Source organism: Vibrio sinensis, from assembly GCF_003605645.1.
Lineage (GTDB): Bacteria > Pseudomonadota > Gammaproteobacteria > Enterobacterales > Vibrionaceae > Vibrio > Vibrio sinensis.
Genome location: NZ_QVMU01000001.1, coordinates 825895 through 848525 on the forward strand (window position 1 = coordinate 825895; position 22631 = coordinate 848525).

A 22631-nucleotide genomic window follows, 5' to 3' on the forward strand; every position below is an offset into this window, starting at 1 on the left:
TTGAATAACATATTTTCTGTTAGAATCGCTGTATTCCGCTCGTATCTGATGTATTAACATTTTAATATGTGTTAACAGCTCAGATCGATAGCTCATCTAAAATTGAAATTGCAGCAGTCCAAATGAAATACATCGAAGTCTATCAAGCAATTAAAGCCAATATTATCAATGGGCATTACGCAGCCTGGTCTCAGTTAGAGGGCGAGCATGCGCTGTCATCCCAATTTGAAGTTAGTCGTCCTACTTTGCGCAAAGCCATAGAGAAATTAAAACAGGAATCTTTCCTCCACTCTAGGCAAGGTTCAGGCGTGTTTGTTAATCCACCTGAATTCTACCAAGACAATAATCTGACCAGTATCTCTGAACGCATCAACAAAGATACGGATTTAAAGAACATCGTTTTAGAGTTCAGCACTGTCGAAGCTACGCCAAATCTTGCCGAGAAATTTCGCCTATCTGAATCTGAAAAACTCTTTTATTTCAAAAGAATGCGCATAATCAATGGTGAACCTACCATCCTAGAAGAAACTTGGATGCCAGTTAAACTGTTTCCTAATTTCGCAGAAAACCACTGTGAGCATTCAGTGCTTCACTTCATTGAACATGAAGCTGGATATAACATTAGTTATGATGCGAAAACTATTTCAGCTAAATCCCTATCTGAGAAAGAGGCTTTTTTACTACGTGTTGAACCGAATCACTTATGCCTATCTATTCAACATCACGTATATCTACTCCACTCCGTCTTAGCTCAGATAACCATAGAAACACTTGTTTCAAACGAATTAACTTCCGTTTCCATTCGCTAAGCGCGGCTATCCCCAGTTCATATAAAACAAAGTTGCGGTCTTAATTTATTATCAAGCCGCAACCACACCTCAACATTTGACATAACAAATTAAAATGTGAATTCACGCACAATCTATATCCCCACTTTCGATACTCAGCTCACGAATTACCACAGACATAGAGCTGTGGCACTATATTAATGATTTAGATCAACTTTGTTTAATCGATGCGTTATTAACATTATGCAAAATTTGTAAATACATAAATCCCTACTCAATAAGAGATCTACATTATGATGAAAGAGATCCTAAACGCACAGTTAATCAAGCTAGACTTGAATGCTTGCGACAAAGACGCTGTATTTAATGAGCTTGCAGATGTACTAGTGGCAGCAGGTAAAGTCTCTGATAAAACACAGTTTATCCAAGATGTGTGGGACCGAGAAGCAACGGGTAATACCGGTTTTGAAGATGGTATTGCTCTGCCTCACGCGAAAAGTTCAGCCGTCGTTTCTCCTGCAATTGCTGTCGGTGTCAGTAAACAAGGTATCGAATATGGGGCGGAAGATGGTTTACCATCAAAAATCTTCTTCATGATCGCATCACCTGAGAAAGCGAGTGATTTTCACGTACAAGTACTGGCCAAGCTGTCTTCTAAAATTATCGAGCCCACTTTTATTGAAGAATTGCTTACTGCAACGACTAGCGAAGAAGCTCTTGCTCTCATGACTACAAGTGATGATGAACCGTCACAAGTAACACCAGCTGTTAGCAAAGGTTTCATCATTGGCGTGACTGGTTGTCCCGTTGGCGTCGCCCATACCTACCTTGCTGCCGAAAGTATTGAAAATGCAGCAGCTCAAATGGGCTATGAATGTAAAGTCGAAACAAATGGTTCTGTCGGTGTTAAAAATATACCAACAGAAGAAGAAATCGCACGAGCGGATGCGATTGTCGTCGCTTGTGACAAACAAGTTGACTTAAACCGATTCTCCGGCAAAAAAGTCATCATCACAGGCGTAAAAAAAGCCATAAAAGATGCTGATAAACTTATTGAGCAAGCACTAGAAGCACCACTTTATCAAGGTGATGGCAAAGTATCTAACAGTCAAAAATCAACGATGACAACGGGTTCTGGACAAGATTTATACAAATATCTAATGAATGGCGTGTCTCATATGATTCCATTCGTTGTTGTCGGGGGCATACTAATCGCTTTATCACTAGCGATTGGCGGACAACCAACACCAGGCGGTCTTGCTATACCTGAGGGTAGTTTCTGGAACAAGATCTTAGATGTTGGTGTTGTTGGTTTTACTTTAATGATTCCTGTCCTTGCAGGTTACATCGCATACGCGATAGCCGATCGTCCAGGTCTTGCTCCTGGACTTATTGGTGGCTGGATCGCAAACAATGGTTCGTTCTACGATGCAGGAGCTGGTACCGGATTCATCGGTGCAATCATTGCTGGTCTTCTAGTTGGTTATTTCGTTAAATGGATTGTTAGTTTCAACTATTCCAAGATGATTCAGCCGCTTGTACCAATCATGATTGCTCCTATTGCAGGCTCTTTATTCATCGCTGGCGTGTTTATCTTCATCATCGGTGCCCCTATCGCAGGCATCATGGAAACCATGAACAATGTATTGGCTAACCTATCAACAGGTAACGTCATTCTCATTGGCCTTGTCATTGGTTTGATGCAAGGTTTTGATATGGGTGGACCATTTGGTAAGGTCGCTTTCTTATTCAGCGTTGGTCTTATCGCAGAGGGTCAAACTCAGTTTATGGGCGCTCAAGCTGCTGCTATTCCTGTGGCACCACTGGGTATGGCTCTTGCTGCCTTTATTGGTAGCCGTTGGAAACTATTTGAAAGCGAAGAAGTCGAAAATGCGAAAGCGGCGACAGCAATGGGTATGGTAGGAATTTCAGAGGGTGCCATTCCATTTGCAGCTCGTGACCCATTTGCGGTTATTCCAGCCAACATGATTGGTTCAGCGGTAGCCTGTGTGCTTGGCTTTACTTTCGGCCTAACGTGTAACGTCGCACATGGCGGTCCAATTGTTGTCCTATTAGGAGCGTTCAATAAACCTGTACTAGCACTCGTCGCAATGGCCATTGGTGTAATAACAACAGCCGCAGTTGCCATCGTACTTAAGAAAGTGCGTTACAACAGAACGTTAAAATCACAAAATGCACAACTTGCCACTAACTAATTGATTCCTATAAATTACTATTATTGGTCACAATAAGTACCAAATAATTAAAGCCTCTTCATGAGGCTTTAATTTTTACCATTCGGTCTAAATATTTTCAAACCCTGCATTTTCAACTTCGTCAAGTTATGCCATCCATCTACACCGTTTTTACATGTTATAAAATTGACGTATTTTTCACTTGCTATCAGCGACCATAGCGCGAATAATCCTCGCCCTAAATATAAGACTTTACAAAGCACAATTTAGCGTTATTATTCTCACGCAAACGTTTACGTGACCGTTTTATTCTTTATTAAGAGGGTTTTATGCTGCCTGATATCGAAATCTGCCGTACCACCACACTCGCTTCTATTTCCACTATTGCCACTCAAGCTGGTTTGCTTGATACAGAATTTGATACTCAAGGCACATACAAAGCTAAAGTCTCTCTCGATTGCCTAAAAAGACTTGCGCCAAAAAAATCCGGTAAACTCATCCTTGTTACCGCCATTACCCCAACGCCGCTAGGTGAGGGAAAAACCGTAACCACTATTGGACTCGCTCAAGGTTTAGCCAAGCTCAACCATATGGTTACCGCATGTATCCGCCAACCCTCTATGGGGCCTGTTTTTGGTGTTAAAGGTGGGGCTGCCGGTGGCGGTTATTCCCAAGTTGCGCCAATGGAAGAGCTCAACCTGCACTTAACCGGTGATATTCACGCAGTGACCGCTGCGCATAACCTTGCTGCTGCCGCGATTGACGCCCGAATTTACCATGAACAACGCCTAGGCTATGACGACTTCGAAACCAGAAGTGGCCTGACTGCGCTCAAAATTGATCCAACACGTGTCGTATGGAAACGCGTCATGGATCATAATGACCGTGCATTACGCATGGTGACTGTGGGTAAGAATGAAACAGGCAAAACGATAAACGGTTATGAGCGTGAAGATGGATTCGATATTTCTGCCGCGTCTGAATTAATGGCAATTTTAGCCCTTGCTAATGATCTCAAAGATCTTCGCCAACGAATTGGCCGCATTGTCGTCGCTTATTCCTATTCTGGTGAACCTGTTACTACAGAGGACTTACAAGTCGCTGGAGCAATGGCCGTGAGTATGAAAGAGGCTATCGAACCGACGTTGATGCAGACATTGGAGGGCGTACCAACGCTGATCCATGCTGGGCCATTTGCCAACATTGCTCATGGTAATTCTTCGATTATCGCCGATAATATTGCACTAAAACTGGGTGATTACACAGTGACAGAGGGTGGTTTTGGCTCTGATATGGGGTTTGAAAAAGCCTGTAACATCAAATCGCAAGCTTCAGGAAAAGCGCCGGATTGCGCCGTCATTGTTGCAACACTACGTGGTCTGAAAGCTAACTCAGGTCATTATGACTTGCTACCTGGTCAGCCTATCCCCGACTCTCTTTTTGCCAACGATCACGCAGCGCTAGTTGCTGGATTTGAAAATTTGCAATGGCATATTAACAACGTCAATAAATACGGTGTACCTGCGGTAGTTGCAATTAATCGCTTCCCACAAGACAGTGAAGAAGAACTCACTCAACTTAAAGCGATGATCGAAGCCTTACCTAACAATGTTCTTGTTGCTATCAGTGAGGGCTTTGCTAACGGGGGTAACGGTACGAAAGAACTTGCCGAAAAAGTGATTACGCAATGTGAAGTAAGCTCCACATTTACTCCTCTTTATACGCTCAACCAAACGACAGAAGAAAAACTGATGGCAGTTGCTGAAGTTGGATATGGCGCTGGAAGCGTCACCTTGAGTGACATCGCTAAACAGCAACTCCAACAATTCAAACAGCAAGGATTTGATGACTTAGCAGTCTGTTTAGCGAAAACCCCACTGTCAATTTCCACTGATGGTTCGTTAAAAGGTGCACCTAAAGGCTTTGATGTGCCTATCAGAGAATTAAAGTTATGTGCCGGTGCCGGTTTTATTTACGCGCTGTGTGGCAATGTCATGACTATGCCTGGCCTGCCTGAAAAACCAGCCTTTATGAATCTAGACCTTGATGATGATGGCAATATCATCGGTCTCAGTTAGTCGAGTAAGTTGAGTCGTCTACGCTAAGCGGCATCATCGAAACACTCTCAATGCGCCCAATACAATAAACGGACTTAGGTCCGTTTTTTAGTGCTTTTTTACCCCTAAGAAAATCTAAAAGTTACAAAAAACACCACTCCATGCAATTTTTATTCGGATTTGCCTTTCTAATACTCAAACATAGCAATTTGACACAGAGGTCATTATGAAAGCCATTTTTGCTTACCCATTAGTCATTCTCGTCTTACTGGCTGCAAGTTTCGCGTTTATGACAAATGCTGAAGAGAAAATGCCAGCATCGTCGAAGCAAGGAAGAACCGAAATTGCAACCCTAGCGGGAGGTTGTTTCTGGTGTACAGAATCCGATCTCGAGAAACTCGATGGGGTGATCGATGTCGTCTCAGGCTATTCAGGGGGAAAGCTCAAACAACCCACCTACAAACAGGTCGCTTCGGGAAAAACGGAGCACATCGAAGTTATTCAAGTCACTTATGACCCAGATGTTGTGAGCTATGAAGCAGTACTAGACCAACTATTTCGACACATGGATCCAACAGATGCTCTCGGTTCATTTGTCGACCGAGGACCTCAATATCGCCCTGCTATTTTCTATCACAATGAGCAGCAAAAGCAGATTGCGACTCAATTTATGGCACAAATTGACGAATTGGGTATCTACCAAAAACCGCTAAACACTGAGCTCATCAAGTTTGAACAGTTTTGGCCGGCAGAGAACTATCATCAGGATTACGCTAAAAACAATAAGGTTCGCTATAACTACTACCGCTATGCATCTGGGCGTGACGCCTATCTTGACCAGATCTTTGGTGATGATCGTGAATCGAATCCTATAACACTGCGTCAGATGATCGAACAAAGTAAAGGTGCAAAACGTTATCTGAAACCATCACAAGACAAAATCAAAGCATCGTTAAATGAACTGCAATACTACGTCACCCAAGAAGATGGGACAGAGCGCCCCTTTGACAATGAATATTGGGACAACAAGAAAGCCGGTATTTACGTCGATGTAGTCACTGGCGAACCTCTTTTTTCATCGACGGACAAATACCGCTCTGGTACTGGATGGCCGAGCTTCACACAACCAATCAGCGATGCATTTGTCATTACTACTACAGACTACAAATTGATTTATCCTCGTACTGAGGTAAGAAGTAAGTTCGGTGATTCTCATCTAGGACATGTGTTTAAAGATGGGCCAGAACCAACTGGATTACGTTACTGCATGAATTCCGCTGCTATGCGATTTGTTGCCAAGGAAGATATGAGAAAAGAAGGTTATGCGGAGTATCTCTACTTATTTGATAGCTAACGCTTCCTATCAAATAGTCAATGTAGCGACTGGTATACAACTACCTTGTTGATAAAAGAACGAATTCCACGGTATCGAATGATTGCTGTGTCAACACTATCGGTATTTTCAAGGTAGTTGCCACATCGCTCTTTTCTTGATTTCGTTAAAATTTAAAATCTTGATAGGTATGGTTAAGAACAATACCAAAGTACTGCTCAAGCGCCTCTACATAGCGTTCATCATCGGGCAATATTGTTTCTTCCACCACGCCATTTGATGTAACTTTTAACGTTGAGTTAAGTAGTGTCACAATACCATTTTTAGTTGGCTTCGCTGCGATTCGAGATCCAGTGAACACCGATTTAGAATTGGTCGAGGTAAAGTAATTACCCATTTCAATATCCGCTTGACACACATATGCCAAATCAAGGCTATAAAGATCCTGCCAATCTTGTTGATCTTTAACTTGTAACATGACACCAAATTGACGGCTTTCAATAATTCTAAATACTTGCAAGTCAGTTGAAAACTCTTGATTTAATACCAATGGGATGGGCTCTCTTGGGGTTTGAGACCCGAAACCAGCATCTACGATCCACTGTTCACCTTCTAGTTCCACCAGCGAAATCTGATGGGTACGCCCTGATGGCTCACCACTTAAATGAACTCGCCCTAGGAGTGGTCGAACACTAAAACCAATGGTTTGAAGTACATCCAACAGTAAGCCATTAAGTTCAAAACAGTAACCTCCTCGTTGCTGAGAAAGTAGCTTATCTTGCATGTTTTTAGCCGAAATCTTGACTTCATTTCCAAGAACAATATCAAAATTTTCGAACGGAATATGTCTATGTTGTGCTTGATGTATTATTTTGAGAAACTGTAAACTCTTCTCACCGTTTTGAATAAATTCTGAGTTCACTAAACCGACTCGATTCCAATAATCATTCAACTCACTGTTCTGCATAATATAATTACAATCCCTACGTCATATCGACTTGATTACTATCGAACAATTATTCAAATGGTTGATTATACTAACTTCCGATGTATGCTTCTAATGCTAGAACACCATGCTAAAAATGCGCAAACTTATTTTACAAGCAGGCGAATTACAAAAGACCAAATAATGACACAGGATTTCTAGTGTGCGTTGAAGTGGTTCAGTGAGTTGAAAGTAGCTTCTTGAGACGACATCTAGCTAGTCTCTTGTTGAAACGCTTCTAAAACACTTCTTAAAACAATAGCACCTTCAAAAACTAACTGGTGCTACCGTTCAAGATGCAGGCTCTTTCGATTTAATTCTTTGAACTGATTATCCAATACTGAAAGCGAAAGCTTGTAAATGCGTTATGGCACAGCATGGAATTCAAGTCCATCAGCCACGACCATAATACAATCCATCCCCGCTGCGTGAGCCGCTTGCAGGCCAAGATAGGTATCTTCAAACACAACACATCGCTTAGGCTCTACACCGAGTCGCTGAGCAGCTAATAAGAAAGTATCAGGGTTTGGTTTATGATTATCGACATCAGAAGCAGTCACGACAGTATCAAACAGTGGTAAGACACCTGAACTTTCGAGTAACTTCAACGCTGTTTCACTCATGCTCCCTGTTCCAATCGCGGTTTTTTTGATGCCTTGGTAGTGCTTTAAAATATTGTAAGTCGAATCGATAATGCCGCCATGGTCTTCAAAATGAATGAATGTTTCCATTTTATGTTTTGCGACTTCTTTCGGATCCAATTCCAAACCATATTTTCGATTAATCTCTACGACTATTTTGGAGCTTGGCATTCCACCCAAACCATGAAGCCAATCTAAACAAATGTCGAATTGATAGTGCTTGGCTGTTATTGCCCATGCTTCGAGATGGGCAGGCATGGTGTCAAGCAAGGTTCCATCCATGTCGAAAATCAACGCGTCATAATGAGTTTCGATGTGACTTACTGCGATAAATTTGTCTGCGACAACACTGTCTTCGATATTAAACATCTTCTTCTTCCATTCGTATTAGTTTGATTTAATGGCGATTGCGAGCATCTACATTCAGTCTCGCCACGTATCGAAACAACAGCCTATCACCAAATTCATTAATGTAATTTGATCTATCCGGCTACCCTGCACGTAATCTTGAATTCAAGCTTTGCTCTCACTTTTAACCAAGACTAATTATGGTCGACAAAAACGTGCCCTCATTTCACATGGATTCCTGAATAAAAATCCGATGACCTTTCGTTCCCTGAGAATAAATTAAAATTATCAAAATTAACCTTCAAGCTTGATACACCAAGCTATTGAGTACCATCTCATTAGTAATAACATGGTCAACAAATGAACATTAAATTGGAATTTCCTCCATTGTTCATCTATTTAAAAGTAGGGACAAATAAAAATAATAGGGAATTCACTATGGCAAAATCGTTGATTTACACGCTGCCACTACTGGTACTTGCTACACCTGTAATAGCGGAGGATGAATCTGGTTCATCACAGCCTCAACGGGCCCAAACCGTGACAGATATTATTGACCGACCCGGTGTTCTAACGCCTGCTGGTAATGTTGGGTTTGAAGTTTCACTGGGTTACACACAAAACTCATCAAATAAAGTTTCAGTCATTGGCTATACTATTTTGCCAACATTGATCGTAGGTCGTATTGAGGTCAGTGATACAGATAGAACCACGTTAACAGCGGGCTTCACCACGCGTTACGGCCTAACCAATGCAACAGAGCTTGAGTTACGGGTACCTTTTGTTTATCGAAATGACCAAATCTCTACCCGTCCTATACAAGATGGTTCTTCCGGCAATACTATCAATGCAGATATCGATGGTGGTGGCTTAGGGGACATTGAGTTCGCAATACGACATCAATTTAATTTTGATACGACCCCTTATTGGATTGGTGGTCTTAGAGTCAAATCAGACACAGGTAAATCTCCCTACGACATTGACATTGATCCAACCTCAAACTCTCTAACAGACGCCCCAACAGGTTCTGGTTTTTGGAGTATCGAGCCAAATATTTCAATGGTTTACCCAACCGATCCTGCTGTGTTATTTGCCAACCTTTCTTATATCTATAATTTCAAAGACGATGTTGATTTAGGCGGTCAATCCGCAGAAATTGATTTAGGTGACACCATTTCTATTGGTGGTGGCCTCGGTTTCGCGATCAACCCCGATCTTTCCTTATCTATTGGGCTAACTCACCGTACTATTCTTGAAAGTAAAATTAACGGTTCTAGAGGCGACGAAGCCAAACTTCTCCAGCTTGATACGCTAAACTTTGGTATCAACTATGCGATTAGCCCAACCTCATCGATCAATATCAATGCACAAGCTGGGCTTACTGAGGACAGTCCTGATTTCCAGCTCACGGTTAGAGCACCATTTAGTTTTTAGTGAGCGGCTTAGTATCATCTAGAAGTTTATATTGTAGAGAAACTTCAAGTTTAAAGAGATTTAGAGTTTAAAGCGTTTTGCAGTTTTGCAAATTTTAAGACCAATAAAAAGAGCCAAACATCTGTTTGGCTCTTTTGCGTTTTCATTATTCAACCGTAATTTAAATCAACAAACTCGTTATCTATTGTGGTTATTGCAAATGCAATTGTAACGCTTGCTGTAGCTTACTGTTGCTTTCTAATTGTTTAATAACCCCACCAACCTGCGCATCAATATTAATGACAGTCCCTAATCCAAGAACAGTGCCATCCAAAGAGTTTTGGATGATTCTTGATATTGCGGTTGGGTCAATCCCCAAGTTTGGCATGCTTACTTGAGTAAACGTCGGTGCCGTTGGAGCCGTTGGCGGCGTTACGACAGGAGTCGTTGCTCCGCCTCCATTACCGCCATTATTCGCTGGGGTACTTGCTACCGAAGATCCTGCATTACCACTTCCATTTCCTCCAGTTGGCGTTGATGGCACAGACGGAGTTGGTGTAGTAGGTGCTGCTGGCGTACTCGGTGACACAGGGGTTGGTATCTCAATTGTGTTATTTTGTCCAATTTGGACAACTGTAACAAAGGTCTCCTCAATCGGTTTGGTCGCGATTAATTGACCATTTTGAATGAGCAAATTGGCGATTTCATTAGTAAATAATGTATCACCATTGATGGATGTAGCTATGTTTAATCCAATATTGATGAAAAAATCATCATCAAAACTGAACCCAGCACGATAACTTGCTAACTCGTGACTTTCCAAAGGTTCAAGTCGATCAAGGTGAGGTAAGGCAGCTAATGTCGAGCTTGATAAACAAGCACAAAGCACACCTCCTACCCAAGTTAAATTGGACATGATTAGTATTCTCCACTTTCTGGCAGTGTGATACTGAACACGCCTAAGGAATCCCGAGGGATACCAGCTGCAAGTGGTGAAGGCGCATATAACGTATAGTTGTCATCGGAAATATAACCGTTCTTTGCCACATCGGTATAATTACGAATTAAAAGAACAATACCAGAATAGTACTGCTCAAAATCGCTATACCTCATTTTTACGGTTCCTCGCGACGGGTCACCTAAAATGACCGAATGACTATTCATGCCTTTAATCACCACAAAGTGCATATAGCCATCAAAATTCACTAACGTGATACCAGGCACCGCAATGTCTCGCATTTTAGCTAAGGGAATTTTAAAGCCATCCGCTTTATATCCAAGTGTTTCTAAATACTCTTTCATATCAAGTAGTGAGAAACCACTTTTCTTAATCTTACTTTGGTTTCCTCTCTCATACATCGCTTTGAAAATCGTGTCTTCATCGGCAGGATTTTCATAGTGGTAAGTCAGAAGAGACGCTACAGCAGCAGAGCCACAACTAAAATCAAATTGCTGACGGATTACATCACCAAACATCATTTCCTTGTAGCTCTTGACTTGCACTGAGTAAGCGCCTCGATTCGGCATATAATCAAGTGCAACAGAGGATGCTGAAAAAACCAGCATCCCCATTGCTAACATTCGCGAAAGATCCATATCATTTAAGTGTCAGGTTTACGACCATTGAGTTTTGAATGAGGACATTATTACCTGTGTTTTGGATGACACTGGTGACTCCTGAACTAGCAGCTAATGCTCCTGCTGCTATGACGTTATCACCATTCACCGTATTCAAGGCTGTATTGCCCGCACTCAAACCTGCAATTTCCGAAGACGCTGTCACACTATCAATATCAATTACGTACTGACCTCCACGAGAGCTATCCATTGTTTCTTCGGATAGCTCTAGTTCGTTCGTCAGCACTAGATCTGCTGCATAAGCATTTGCCATTAACAAGCTACTTAATGCGATTAGTGCTAAGCGCATGACATTCTCCAGTTTTACTTAGTGAATACAGACGCGTTAGTCACAACAGATTGTTGAACCATAGAGTTCGCACCGGCATTTTGACCGACTGTTGTAATACCTGCTGCGCCACCAAATCCGTCCATTGAGTTCGTGTTACGTACGCTTACACCTGCACCCGCACATTTACCACAACCGCGTCCTTTATACATAGAACCCGCTTCACCGTACTCAGTAGACACTTTGGTAATTGAACCTTCAAGATCTGACTTCGCAACCACCATATCAACTTCAAAGTTCAACTCATGCTTAGTCATCGTATTTGTAGTTGTCGTGTTTGCACTACCATTCCAAGTTTTGTTGTTGTCGTTACCACCACCAGATGTGGTGTTAGCGCTGTTTTTCCAACTCATGTTGCCATCATCACCATTTTCTTCAGTGGTGTTGTTGTCATTACCGGCACCATTGTGGTTGTTATCATTACCGCCACCAATATTTGCAGTATTGTTGTCGTTACCAGCACCGTTATTGTTGTTGTCGTTACCACCACCTACATTTGAGGTATTGTGGTCGTTACCGCCACCAATATTTGCAGTGTTGTTATCATTACCAGCACCATTATTATTGTTGTCGTTACCGCCACCTACATTCGAGGTGTTGTTGTCATTACCAGCGCCATTGTTGTTGTTGTCGTTACCACCACCAATGTTCGCTGTGTTATGGTCATTACCAGCACCATTATTATTGTTGTCGTTACCACCACCTACATTTGAGGTGTTGTTGTCATTACCAGCGCCGTTGTGGTTATTGTCATTACCACCACCAATATTTGCAGTGTTATTGTCATTACCCGCACCGTTATGGTCATTACCAGCACCGTTATGGTCATTACCACCACCTACATTTGAGGTGTTGTGGTCATTACCACCACCAATGTTTGCGGTGTTATGGTCGTTACCCGCACCATTATGATCATTACCAGCACCTACATTTGAGGTGTTATTACTTAACACGTCGTTGTGACTTTTATAGTCATTATGACCACCACCACCTGCCAATGCTGAACCACTCATCACCAATGCTGCCATTGCGATAGCTAGACCTGTTTTCTTAAGATTCATAACATTCACTCCGTTGTATATCCTTGTCTGAATTATTCGATTCTTGCTCGAAAGCAAACTGAGTATAGGTAGGGCTCGAGATGCATAATTCTCACAATTGAGACAACACGACTAGCTGTCGAGATAAGGACCAAAACGGAATAACAAGGGGAGTAAGTTACTTTCGTAAAATCATGTGGTTATGAAAAATATTCAAATTAATCATGATGATAGTATGAACCTAATTGTGAGATTGGTTGTATTGAAAGCTTATCTATTCCAAGAATAACCTCGCACTTTTCTCAAAATAGTTTTCAGATAAAGAATCAAAAAGAACACGACACGGCGAAATATCAATAAATTAATGGCACTTAGTTGTAATAAAGGATGCCATCCTAGATAAACGATCTAATACTTACGTTTACATGTAATGACATTTATATCACTACCATTAATGATATTTGCGCGTCATACGCCAATATTGCTTATACTTTACCCAGTCTCTTAAATAAAACTATCGTTAACTTCTTTTATTCATTATTAAAACTGACAATGGAGCCAGTCGGTATGCCACTCAAAAACCTTGTAATACTTGGCGAAAAGAATCTTCAAGCAAGTCTCATTGAGCAGCAGCTAGAACAAAATGTTGAAGCCAATATCATCATCGAACCCCACCACCAGCTTTCCGATGTCTGCGGTGAATCCGTCATTGATTTGGTGTTGATTGATTTTGATTACTTAGAGCAACTTTTCTCACAGGATGCGTTACCTAATTTTGACCTTTTAGGCGTTAATCTATTAGTTCATAACGTACCAACAGAGAAGTTGGATCACGCTTTTATTTATTGGCGTTCCATAAAAGGATTGTTACTTAACTCAGCTCCAATAAAGCATTTGTGTGAAAGTGTTCTGTACATATTGAAAGGAGGACTCTGGTTACCACGAATATGTTTAGAAAAACTGGTTATGCTCAAACGAGATCCAAGCTTGCAGCGTTGTGCAATGTACGATTCACTAACCTCTCGTGAAAGACAAGTATTAGACCAACTCACCAATGGACATTCAAATAAGCAAATTGCCAACCAACTCTTCTTATCTGAAAGCACCGTAAAGTCACACATCTACAAAATCTACCGAAAACTTGATATCCATAAACGTAGAGAAGCCGTTAATATTGCGAAAGTCGTAAACAATCACCCTCCAATCTCAGGACGTGATTTATCTTAAGTTACCGCAAAAAAACGTATCATTAGTGCTGGCGAAGACATTGCATCGCCAGCACTTTAGTTAACCTAGATAACCACACATTTATTCATCATCTAGTGGGACTAGTTTTGTGCTTCCTCCATGAAATTTTTCACGCTTACGTTGCACCAACGCATAAAAACCGGGGATTAGAAACGTTCCCGCCAGCAGCACACAGAGTAAACCGCCGATTAGTGAAACTCCGAGTGAGTTTTGACTGATATGCCCGGCACCGGAAGCAAAGAGTAATGGAAAAATCCCTAAGATAAACGACCAAGAGGTCATGTTCACCGCTCGAAAACGCAACATCCCTCCTTTAACCGCTGCCTCATCAATACTCATTTCACGCTCTTCCCTCTCTTGCTTAGCAAACTCGACAATCAAAATCGCATTTTTTGCAGCAAGTGCTATCAAGAGTACCAATCCTATTTGTGCATAAAGATTGAGTGGGATCCCCGCTAAATTGAGCGCTAAAAACGATCCCAATGTGGCAACGGGTACCACCAGAATAATCGCTAACGGAATCGCCCAACTCTCATATTGAGCCACCATAAACAGGTAAATGAAGATAAGCGCTAATGCAAAAGCGTAAATCGCTTGATTACCCGCTAATACTTCCTGATACGCCATTCCAGTCCATTCATATTGGTAGCCTTGTGGCAGTACTTGAGCAGCAACACGCTCCATGGCTGCAATTGCATCACCACTAGAGTAGCCATCAGCCGGTTGCCCCTGGATACTTGCACTGCGATACATGTTATAGCGCCACGCTACATCCGGCTCGAAGACTTGCTCATAAGTAACCAAGGTACTTAGCGGCACCATCTCCCCACCCGAAGTACGAACATGAAAACGCTCAAGATCATCCATACTACTGCGATGTTCACTATCTGCCTGCATCGTCACACGGAAGTTTTTACCAAACATAGTAAAGTCATTAACGTACAAGGAGCCAAGATTACCTTGTAATGTTTGGAAAATGCTGGATAAAGGCACGCCAAGCTGTTTGGCTTTTTCGCGATCGATATCTACATAGTAATGAGGAACGTTGGCACGAAATGTACTGAACGTGTAAGCGATTTCAGGTTGCTGATTAGCTTTTTGAATGACTTGATTCATCACCATTTGTAAATCATTTCGGCTACGCCCGAGCGCATCTTCCAAAATGAAATCAAAACCTGATGCTGCTCCCATGCCCGGAACCGCTGGCGGTCCCATTGCAAACACAATCGCTTGTGGTAGTGTTCTAGCCGCTTCGGCATTAATCCGTTGAGCAATAGCACTGGCGGAATGTTCCCCACTTAAAGCATTGCGCATTTCCCAGTCATGTAACTTTATAAACAAGGATGCACCATTCGATGCTGCTGCTCCCGTCATAAAGGCAAAGCCATTGGCAACTGTCACGCCATCGACACCGGGTTCTTGTTCCACCAACGCCATAAGATCTTGAGTAACCGCTTCCGTGCGAGATAGCGAAGCCGAATCAGGCAACTGCACATTAACCAGCAAAATACCTTTATCTTCTTGTGGTACGAATGCCGTGGACGTCGTCTTTGCAAAGAAAGTCACTGCCGCCAACGCCACCACAAAAAAAGCCGCTAGTAATAAGGATTTCTTAACCAAATAGCCCGCTACTTGACCATATTTGTTGGTAACTGACTCTAATCCTCGGTTAAATGCGCGGAACCAGTTGGATGTATTACCACCGCCTTGTTTCAATACTAACGAACACAATGCCGGAGATAGCGTCAATGCATTGATGGATGAAATAACCACAGCAATACAGATTGTCAACGCAAACTGGCGATACATGATTCCTGTAATACCCGGCAGCATAGCGACTGGAATAAACACCGCTAATAGAACCAAGGTTGAGGTAATGATTGGACCCGTCACCTCTTTCATTGCCAGCAAGGTCGCTTTACGAGGAGTGATCGTCGGGTCTTTTGCCATGGTTGTATCAACATTTTCGATGACCAGAATGGCATCATCAACCACAATGCCGATAGCGAGAATTAAACCAAACAATGTGACGGTATTAATGGTAAACCCCGTCATTTGCATGATGGCAAAAGTACCAATCAGTGAAACTGGAATAGCAACAACGGGGATGAGTGTAGCTCGTCCGCTCCCTAGAAACAGATAGGTCACCGCGATCACCAGTAAGATGGCCTCAATCAAGGTTTTAATTACCCCTTTAATCGATTCGGCGACGAACAACGTCGTGTCGTAACTGGTTTCGTAACTCATCCCATCAGGAAAATTGACACTCAGATTTTCTAATAGATCCATCACCGCTTGACCACTTTCCAATGCATTGGCATCAGATTGAAGTGACAACGCTACGATAGAAGCATCCTGTCCACGGAATAAACCACTGCCGTCGTAGAACTTCTTACCCAACTCAACTCTGGCAACATCAGCCAAATAAACACTGGAACCATCAGAATTTGCTCTTAAAACGACCTTTTCAAATTCCTCAACCGATTCTAATCGCCCTTTGGCCACCAGATTAAACTGTACTTCCTGCGCATCATTATATGGTGCAGCGCCGATTCGCCCTGCTGCTACTTGGACGTTTTGCTCAGCCAATGCGGCGTAAACATCTGAAGTAGTGAGATGTAAGTTAGCCATCTTTTCCGGATCAAGCCACACGCGCATTGCGTATTCGCCACCACCAATCACATTAACTTCACTGATGCCTTTAACCCGTGCCAATTGATCTTTTACATTCAAATTAATGTAGTTAATCAGAAACTGGTCATCGAATTTGCCATCCGGTGAATAGAAGTTCAGCACCATCAAAAGATCAGGAGAACGCTTTTTGACCGTCACGCCAACCATGCGAACTTCTTGAGGCAGTTTTGACTCAATTTGAGATACTCGGTTTTGAACATTCACCTGAGCCATATCAGGGTCCGTACCGACATCAAAGGTCACATTCAAACTGTATGAGCCATCATTCGCGCTCTTTGATGACATATAAATCATATTTTCGACACCATTGACTGATGTCTCTATTGGATCAGCGATCGCTTGTTCGACTGTTTCTGCACTGGCGCCTGTGTAGTACGCGTTGACGCTCACTGATGGAGGGCTAATCTTGGGATATTCCGCAACAGGGAGAATGGCAAGGGAAATCAAGCCAGCCAAAGTCAAAATGATTGATATCACCAAGGCAAATTTAGGACGTTGAATAAAAAAACGACTGAGCATTTATCCCCCTTTATGGTTTTCAGTGGCTGGTGAATCTATACGAACAGACACACCATTGCGCACACGCTGTAAGCCTTGAGTAATGATCGTATCTTGCCTATCAAGACCACTGGTGACGATCACGCCTTGATCGAGTTGAGGTCCTAATGTGACATTATGTCGCTCAGCAACATACTCTTGCTCAATCATGCCATCACTAACTGCAACCATCACAAAGTGCCCCTCAAGATCCGTTTGAACCGCCTTTCTAGGCACAACGATAACGTCATGCTGCTCTTTCTCGCGAAGTTCAACCCGAATATGTTGGCCAGGAAGTAAGCGATGTTCTGGGTTAGGAACTACAGCCCGCATAGCAATGGTTCCCGTGTTTACATCAATACGATTACCCAAATAATCTAACTCTCCCAGTTGTTCAAAAACTTGCCCATTTTCCAAGATCACGCGAACTTCAACCGCATTCGCTTCACTGTCTGCATCTCCATGAACACGATCCATGCCAAGCTCTAACCGCTCACGCTCACTGACACTAAAGCTGGTATGCACAGGGTCTAAGCTAACGATGGTGGTCAAAATACCCGACTGCGGAGAGACTAAATCACCAATACTGACCATACTTTCGCTAATGCGACCAGAAAAAGGAGCGCGAATTTGGGTATAGGATAAATTGACTTCGGCAAGTTTAAACTGCGCATTCGCCGCTTTCACTTGTGCCTCTGAACCTAAAAGATTAGCGGTTAAGGCATCGAACTCCGACTGAGAGATACTCCCTTGTGGCAACAAAGTTTTGCCTCTTTCAAAATCGAGCTGTGCCTTTTTAAGATCGGCATTGGCTTGTGCTATCGAAGCGCGAGCACTGGCGAGTTGAGCCTGAAAAGATGAGGGTTCAATTGTGTACAGCAGTTGCCCTTTTTCAACCATTTGCCCTTCTTCAAATTCACGAGATTTCAAATAACCAGAAACTTGTGCGAGGATGGTTGTGTCTTCTACCGCTTGAACGCGGCCAATGTAGGATTTACTTTGATGGTGGGAGGTTGTCGTGACCTGCTTCGCTATAACCAAAGGAATAGCAACATCCTGTTGGCTTTCTTCCTTTTCACCGCAACCAACCAAAAATAGCGAACTTGATAAAGCGGTTATAAGTAATGTTCTTTTCATAAATAGACCATTAGATAAAGTGTATTGATGTGATATCAAAACCTTATCTAACGGTCTTCGCTACTATGTCCGAGAATTATCAAGCTCGAGTACAGTATTGTTTCAACTTGTTACTTTTGATGAATTTCTATTTAGCACTAACTGGTGACGCAGTTTTACCGGAGACTCCCATGTATAAACTAATTCTGTGGCATGAGTCCCACAAGGTGCTTTCCACAAACGTTCCAATGAGTGTGTTCCACCAACATGTTCATAGAAGTCTACGGCTTGTTGGTTTTCAGCTAACACCTCAAGATACACACCATTTTCTGGGAAATACTGTTCTAACCACAGTCCGATTTCTTCCAGTAATTTACGCCCTAGACCTTTGCCTCGACATTTTGAGTTCACGTGTAAGGCATCGATGATGGACCCTTTCTCAAAGTCATGGTTACCAAAGGCGCAGACAAAACCTAGCAGCTCATCTTGTTCCTTAATAATAATCACATGTTGGTTAAAAGGTGGGTTGATTAGTCGAGTTTGCCAAACGGCAGAACGCTCATCTAACACGTCATGGCTTAAATATTCATCGCCCAAAATTCCGCGATAATAGGTTTGCCAACTTTTTGCGTGAAGCTGGGCAATTTGCTCAAAATCACTATATTCGGCTATTTTTATTTCCATTATTGGTTCCCTTCTTACTTCCTGTAAGGATTTGCTCGCTATTCATACTATTCATTAGTTAATCAAAAGCCAAACATTCTATTCACATTCTTCAATAATTTTCGTTTGACTTACAGTTGTTCGCTGATATTCTAGCGAACATCTGTTAGCTGAATGGAAGTCCTCAGATGTCACAAACCCAAAAACCACCATTTATTTGGTTGAATGTTCTAATATTTTTGTCTTCATTTCTTGTCGCTGTGATCGGTGTCCCATGGTTTGGCATTGAACACGGTTTTCACGCCGAGCACTGGTTGTGGCTAGTGGTTGCGTTTTCGTTTACCAATTTATCGATCACAGCAGGTTATCACCGTCTTTGGTCACACAAAACCTATGAAGGCCATTGGTTAATACGCTTTATTTTTGCGTTAGGTGGCGCTTTTGCACTTCAAAATAGTGCACTTCATTGGAGCTCAGATCATCGAGTCCATCACAAGCATGTCGATAAGAATGATGTCGACCCATATTCCGCCAAACGTGGATTTTGGTTCTCCCACATTGGTTGGATGCTGCGTCACTACCACAGAGAAACTTACTCTGATTACAGCAACTGTCGTGATTTACAAAAGGATCCTATCGTGATGTGGCAACATAAATATTATGTTCCACTTGCTATCGCAACCAATGTTGGTATTCCACTGCTACTAGGCATTATTTATAACGATATCTGGGGCATGTTATTGATGGTCGGCGTCGTTCGTTTGGTTTTGTGTCATCACACCACTTTCTTCATTAACTCTCTGGCACATATTTGGGGAACACAACCTTACACCGATAAAAATACCGCTCGTGATAATGGTATTTTAGCCTTTTTCACGTTTGGTGAGGGTTACCACAACTACCACCATATTTTTGAAAATGATTACCGTAATGGCATTCATTGGTGGCAATACGACCCGACCAAATGGCTAATAAAAACTTGTTCTTGGCTAGGATTGGCGAAAAAACTGCGCATTACACCGCCATTGAAAATAGAAAAGGCACGGGCTAAGAAGTCACTTACTGAAGCGACAGAAAAAATACGTACCTTACCGAACAGTACACAGCTTAGCGATGCGTTAAATAAAGAGTTTGATACCCTAGTTCAAAGGTTGTCTGACTACTATGACGTTAAGAAACAAGTCATTGAGAGTAAAACCAATGATATTGTGAAAAAGTATGAACATTCGATCTTACAGCTACGTTATCAGCAGATAAAATCAGACTTACAACAACAACAGCGTCATTGGGAAATGCTCATGGCACGATATGCCTAATTGACAAGTTAACGCTTTACCGCCCTTATTTTGAAATTCAGGTTTATTCAATATAAGGGCGCTTTATTTTTTGCCACTTCAGACCCAGTCGCGTCATCCGCCCGTCACATTATCCAATTCCATCTTGAAATAGTGAAAATACATTAATACTGACTCGATATAAATGAGATTAACGTCATACTATTTTTTCGTTCTATATTGCAAATCAATGCTCTTTTTTATCTCATTTTTGGAAATTATCTTTTAGTATAAATGCCATAATCATCAACAAACCCTACTTTAACCATTTGAATAATAAAAACTTATTGAGAAATTAACGATGTACCAATAAAAATAATTTAATTTATATCTGAGCTTGGTCCTCGATTGAGTTCTTTATTGTCTCTAAACTGGAGGCTCGCTATTAATAAGCAGTGAACTACGAATAAGGACATTCATGAACAATCACCCTCTAATCAACCAGTTTATCGATGTTGTCGGTTCAGAGAATGTTCTGACCGAAGACAAAAAAACCGAGTACTACCGTTCCGGCTTTCGTTCTGGACGAGGTGAAGCCTTAGCCGTACTCTTCCCCTCCACACTTATTGAGCAGTGGAAGCTATTACAAATTGCGGTTGATGGAAATTGCATCATTATTATGCAGGCTGCTAAAACCGGTCTTACTGAGGGTTCTGCGCCAAGTGGTAGTGATTATGATCGCGATGTTGTCATCATCAATATCACTCGAATTAACACACTCCATCTCATTGATGAGGGTAAACAAGCAATCAGCCTACCCGGTTGTAGTTTACACAAACTTGAAAAAACACTGAAGTCGGTCAACCGAACCCCTCACTCAGTTATCGGCTCTTCTTCAATTGGTGCCACAGTGGTCGGGGGGATTGCCAATAATTCCGGTGGCGCATTGGTCAAACGTGGCCCGGCATATACCGAGTTGGCTCTTTATGCTCAAGTGAATAGCAAGGGAGAATTACAACTCATCAATCACCTAGGGATCGATGGATTAGGTTCAACCCCAGAAGAGATTCTCCACAATGTCGAACACGGTAAATTTGACGTAACTCAGATTCAGCACGATGACAGAATGGCATCCGATCGTGAATACCAAGAGCGGGTTCGTGATGTGGATTCAGAGACTCCATCAAGATTTAATGCTGACCAAAGACGCCTTTTCGAAACCAGTGGCTGTGCTGGCAAGCTTGCCGTTTTTGCGGTTCGGGTCGACAGCTACCCTGTCGCGCAAAAAGAACAAATTTTTTATATCGGAACAGATGATCCACAAAAACTGACCGACCTGAGACGCCATATGCTGGCAAACTTTGCTCAGTTGCCTGAAATGGGTGAATACATGCACCGTGATATTTTCAATCTCGCTCAGGTGTATGGCAAGGATGTATTCCTCTCGATTCATCATCTTGGCACCGACAACTTACCTAAGTTCTTTGCATTAAAGGCAAAAGTCGAAAGTCTGCTCGAACGGCTACCTTACGTATCAAAAACTTTACCCGACACTACTCTCTATTATCTGAGTAAGTTATTTCCACAGCACTTACCTGAAAGGATGCTGACTTTCCGCGATCAGTACGAACATCATTTGATTCTCAAAATGAGTGACGAGGGAATCAAAGAGGCCGAGCTTTACCTAGATGAGTGGAGTCAGCAGCAAGGTGCCGATTACTTTGCGTGTAGCGCAGATGAGGGGAAAAAGGCTCTATTACATCGCTTTGCTGCCGCGGGCGCTGCTATTCGATATGGAACCATTCACGCTAAGGATGTAGAAGATATTCTTGCCCTTGATATCGCTCTGCGCCGCAATGACCCTGACTGGGTCGAAAAATTGCCAAAAGAGATATCTGAACAATTGGTGATGGGACTCTACTATGGCCACTTTATGTGCCATGTGTTCCACCAAGATTATATTTTCAAAAAAGGGGCTGATACCAAGAAAATTAAAGCGCAAATGCTTGAGCTATTATCACAAAAAGGGGCGAAATACCCAGCGGAGCACAATGTGGGCCATCTCTATGAAGCTGAGCAATCATTGCAAGATTTTTACCACCAGTTAGACCCGACAAATACGTTTAATCCGGGCATTGGAATGATGAGCAAATACAAACGCAATTGCAGCTGCTGCCACTGATATTGTGTCATTAAAGTACTATGGCTAAAGCATCGCTAGCACGGGTATATCTTGGGGTAGTTGGTTTTGGTCGTGGTTGTTTTGGTCGTGGTTTGTTTTACTAACGCAGTAGCCAAGCTTAAGTGCGTAAATCGGCAAATCAGCAAATCAG

17 protein-coding genes are annotated in these 22631 nt (G+C 42.3%); 8 read left to right on the forward strand and 9 right to left on the reverse strand.

Annotated elements, in window-relative coordinates; genetic code table 11:
- The first annotated feature begins 122 nt into the window (after positions 1–122).
- From DZ860_RS03430 to msrB, 4 genes are all read left to right on the forward strand, one after another.
- Positions 123–809 (forward strand): GntR family transcriptional regulator, encoded by a 687-nt coding sequence (locus DZ860_RS03430; protein WP_120029552.1) that lies wholly within the window; start codon positions 123–125, stop codon positions 807–809.
- Between the two features lie 272 nt (positions 810–1081).
- Positions 1082–3004, forward strand: coding sequence for a PTS fructose transporter subunit IIABC (locus DZ860_RS03435; RefSeq protein ID WP_120029488.1), 1923 nt, complete (start codon positions 1082–1084; stop codon positions 3002–3004).
- Between the two features lie 308 nt (positions 3005–3312).
- Positions 3313–5061, forward strand: a complete 1749-nt coding sequence (locus tag DZ860_RS03440) for a formate--tetrahydrofolate ligase (RefSeq protein WP_120029489.1) — start codon at positions 3313–3315, stop codon at positions 5059–5061.
- Positions 5062–5266: 205 nt separating this feature from the next.
- Positions 5267–6394, forward strand: coding sequence for a peptide-methionine (R)-S-oxide reductase MsrB (gene msrB / locus DZ860_RS03445; RefSeq protein ID WP_120029490.1), 1128 nt, complete (start codon positions 5267–5269; stop codon positions 6392–6394).
- Between the two features lie 145 nt (positions 6395–6539).
- Here msrB and DZ860_RS03450 read toward each other — a convergent pair whose 3' ends face one another.
- Positions 6540–7340: an arylamine N-acetyltransferase family protein gene (locus DZ860_RS03450; RefSeq protein ID WP_120029491.1), complete on the reverse strand. Its 801-nt coding sequence runs from the start codon at positions 7338–7340 to the stop codon at positions 6540–6542.
- A gap of 383 nt (positions 7341–7723) precedes the next feature.
- Positions 7724–8368, reverse strand: a complete 645-nt coding sequence (locus tag DZ860_RS03455) for a beta-phosphoglucomutase family hydrolase (RefSeq protein ID WP_120029492.1) — start codon at positions 8366–8368, stop codon at positions 7724–7726.
- A gap of 417 nt (positions 8369–8785) precedes the next feature.
- Between DZ860_RS03455 and DZ860_RS03460 the strand changes: the two genes are divergently transcribed.
- The gene (locus DZ860_RS03460; RefSeq protein ID WP_120029493.1) at positions 8786–9781 is read left to right on the forward strand and encodes a transporter; all 996 of its coding nucleotides are present in this window, start codon (positions 8786–8788) and stop codon (positions 9779–9781) included.
- 190 nt (positions 9782–9971) lie between these two features.
- On the opposite strand, the gene DZ860_RS03465 is transcribed toward DZ860_RS03460, so the two are convergent.
- From DZ860_RS03465 to DZ860_RS24730, 4 genes are read right to left on the reverse strand one after another with little or no spacing between them, the layout of a single operon-like run.
- Entirely contained in the window at positions 9972–10676 is a 705-nt protein-coding gene (locus DZ860_RS03465; protein ID WP_120029494.1) for a hypothetical protein, read from the reverse strand.
- Between the two features lie 2 nt (positions 10677–10678).
- Positions 10679–11341: a C39 family peptidase gene (locus DZ860_RS03470; protein WP_243641793.1), complete on the reverse strand. Its 663-nt coding sequence runs from the start codon at positions 11339–11341 to the stop codon at positions 10679–10681.
- A 16-nt stretch (positions 11342–11357) separates the two neighbouring features.
- On the reverse strand, positions 11358–11687 hold the full coding sequence (locus tag DZ860_RS03475; protein ID WP_120029495.1) for a carbon storage regulator: 330 nt from the start codon (positions 11685–11687) through the stop codon (positions 11358–11360).
- 14 nt (positions 11688–11701) lie between these two features.
- A complete protein-coding gene (locus DZ860_RS24730) occupies positions 11702–12787 on the reverse strand; it encodes a hypothetical protein (protein WP_243641794.1) in 1086 nt (361 codons plus the stop codon).
- 546 nt (positions 12788–13333) lie between these two features.
- Here DZ860_RS24730 and DZ860_RS03490 point away from each other — a divergent pair.
- Positions 13334–13993, forward strand: coding sequence for a helix-turn-helix transcriptional regulator (locus DZ860_RS03490; RefSeq protein WP_120029496.1), 660 nt, complete (start codon positions 13334–13336; stop codon positions 13991–13993).
- Between the two features lie 81 nt (positions 13994–14074).
- On the opposite strand, the gene DZ860_RS03495 is transcribed toward DZ860_RS03490, so the two are convergent.
- The 3 genes from DZ860_RS03495 to DZ860_RS03505 form a co-directional block, all read right to left on the reverse strand.
- Positions 14075–17227 carry an efflux RND transporter permease subunit gene (locus DZ860_RS03495; protein ID WP_120029497.1) on the reverse strand — a complete coding sequence of 1051 codons (3153 nt, stop codon included), beginning with the start codon at positions 17225–17227 and terminating at the stop codon, positions 14075–14077.
- The gene (locus DZ860_RS03500) at positions 17228–18382 is read right to left on the reverse strand and encodes an efflux RND transporter periplasmic adaptor subunit (RefSeq protein WP_120029498.1); all 1155 of its coding nucleotides are present in this window, start codon (positions 18380–18382) and stop codon (positions 17228–17230) included.
- Positions 18383–18484: 102 nt separating this feature from the next.
- Positions 18485–19045 carry a GNAT family N-acetyltransferase gene (locus DZ860_RS03505; protein ID WP_120029499.1) on the reverse strand — a complete coding sequence of 187 codons (561 nt, stop codon included), beginning with the start codon at positions 19043–19045 and terminating at the stop codon, positions 18485–18487.
- Positions 19046–19212: 167 nt separating this feature from the next.
- Here DZ860_RS03505 and DZ860_RS03510 point away from each other — a divergent pair, with 167 nt between their 5' ends.
- Both DZ860_RS03510 and dld read left to right on the forward strand, forming a co-directional pair.
- Complete coding sequence (locus tag DZ860_RS03510) at positions 19213–20340, forward strand: acyl-CoA desaturase (RefSeq protein WP_120029500.1); 1128 nt, start codon at positions 19213–19215, stop codon at positions 20338–20340.
- 436 nt (positions 20341–20776) lie between these two features.
- Positions 20777–22480, forward strand: a complete 1704-nt coding sequence (gene dld / locus DZ860_RS03515) for a D-lactate dehydrogenase (protein WP_120029501.1) — start codon at positions 20777–20779, stop codon at positions 22478–22480.
- The last annotated feature ends 151 nt before the right edge of the window (positions 22481–22631 follow it).

Coding starts and splice junctions, on each gene's coding strand:
- DZ860_RS03430 (WP_120029552.1), top strand. CDS start 123: ATGAAATACATCGAAGTCTATCAAGCAATTAAAGCCAATATTATCAAT.
- DZ860_RS03435 (WP_120029488.1), top strand. CDS start 1,082: ATGATGAAAGAGATCCTAAACGCACAGTTAATCAAGCTAGACTTGAAT.
- DZ860_RS03440 (WP_120029489.1), top strand. CDS start 3,313: ATGCTGCCTGATATCGAAATCTGCCGTACCACCACACTCGCTTCTATT.
- msrB (WP_120029490.1), top strand. CDS start 5,267: ATGAAAGCCATTTTTGCTTACCCATTAGTCATTCTCGTCTTACTGGCT.
- DZ860_RS03450 (WP_120029491.1), bottom strand. CDS start 7,340: ATGCAGAACAGTGAGTTGAATGATTATTGGAATCGAGTCGGTTTAGTG.
- DZ860_RS03455 (WP_120029492.1), bottom strand. CDS start 8,368: ATGTTTAATATCGAAGACAGTGTTGTCGCAGACAAATTTATCGCAGTA.
- DZ860_RS03460 (WP_120029493.1), top strand. CDS start 8,786: ATGGCAAAATCGTTGATTTACACGCTGCCACTACTGGTACTTGCTACA.
- DZ860_RS03465 (WP_120029494.1), bottom strand. CDS start 10,676: ATGTCCAATTTAACTTGGGTAGGAGGTGTGCTTTGTGCTTGTTTATCA.
- DZ860_RS03470 (WP_243641793.1), bottom strand. CDS start 11,341: ATGTTAGCAATGGGGATGCTGGTTTTTTCAGCATCCTCTGTTGCACTT.
- DZ860_RS03475 (WP_120029495.1), bottom strand. CDS start 11,687: ATGCGCTTAGCACTAATCGCATTAAGTAGCTTGTTAATGGCAAATGCT.
- DZ860_RS24730 (WP_243641794.1), bottom strand. CDS start 12,787: ATGAATCTTAAGAAAACAGGTCTAGCTATCGCAATGGCAGCATTGGTG.
- DZ860_RS03490 (WP_120029496.1), top strand. CDS start 13,334: ATGCCACTCAAAAACCTTGTAATACTTGGCGAAAAGAATCTTCAAGCA.
- DZ860_RS03495 (WP_120029497.1), bottom strand. CDS start 17,227: ATGCTCAGTCGTTTTTTTATTCAACGTCCTAAATTTGCCTTGGTGATA.
- DZ860_RS03500 (WP_120029498.1), bottom strand. CDS start 18,382: ATGAAAAGAACATTACTTATAACCGCTTTATCAAGTTCGCTATTTTTG.
- DZ860_RS03505 (WP_120029499.1), bottom strand. CDS start 19,045: ATGGAAATAAAAATAGCCGAATATAGTGATTTTGAGCAAATTGCCCAG.
- DZ860_RS03510 (WP_120029500.1), top strand. CDS start 19,213: ATGTCACAAACCCAAAAACCACCATTTATTTGGTTGAATGTTCTAATA.
- dld (WP_120029501.1), top strand. CDS start 20,777: ATGAACAATCACCCTCTAATCAACCAGTTTATCGATGTTGTCGGTTCA.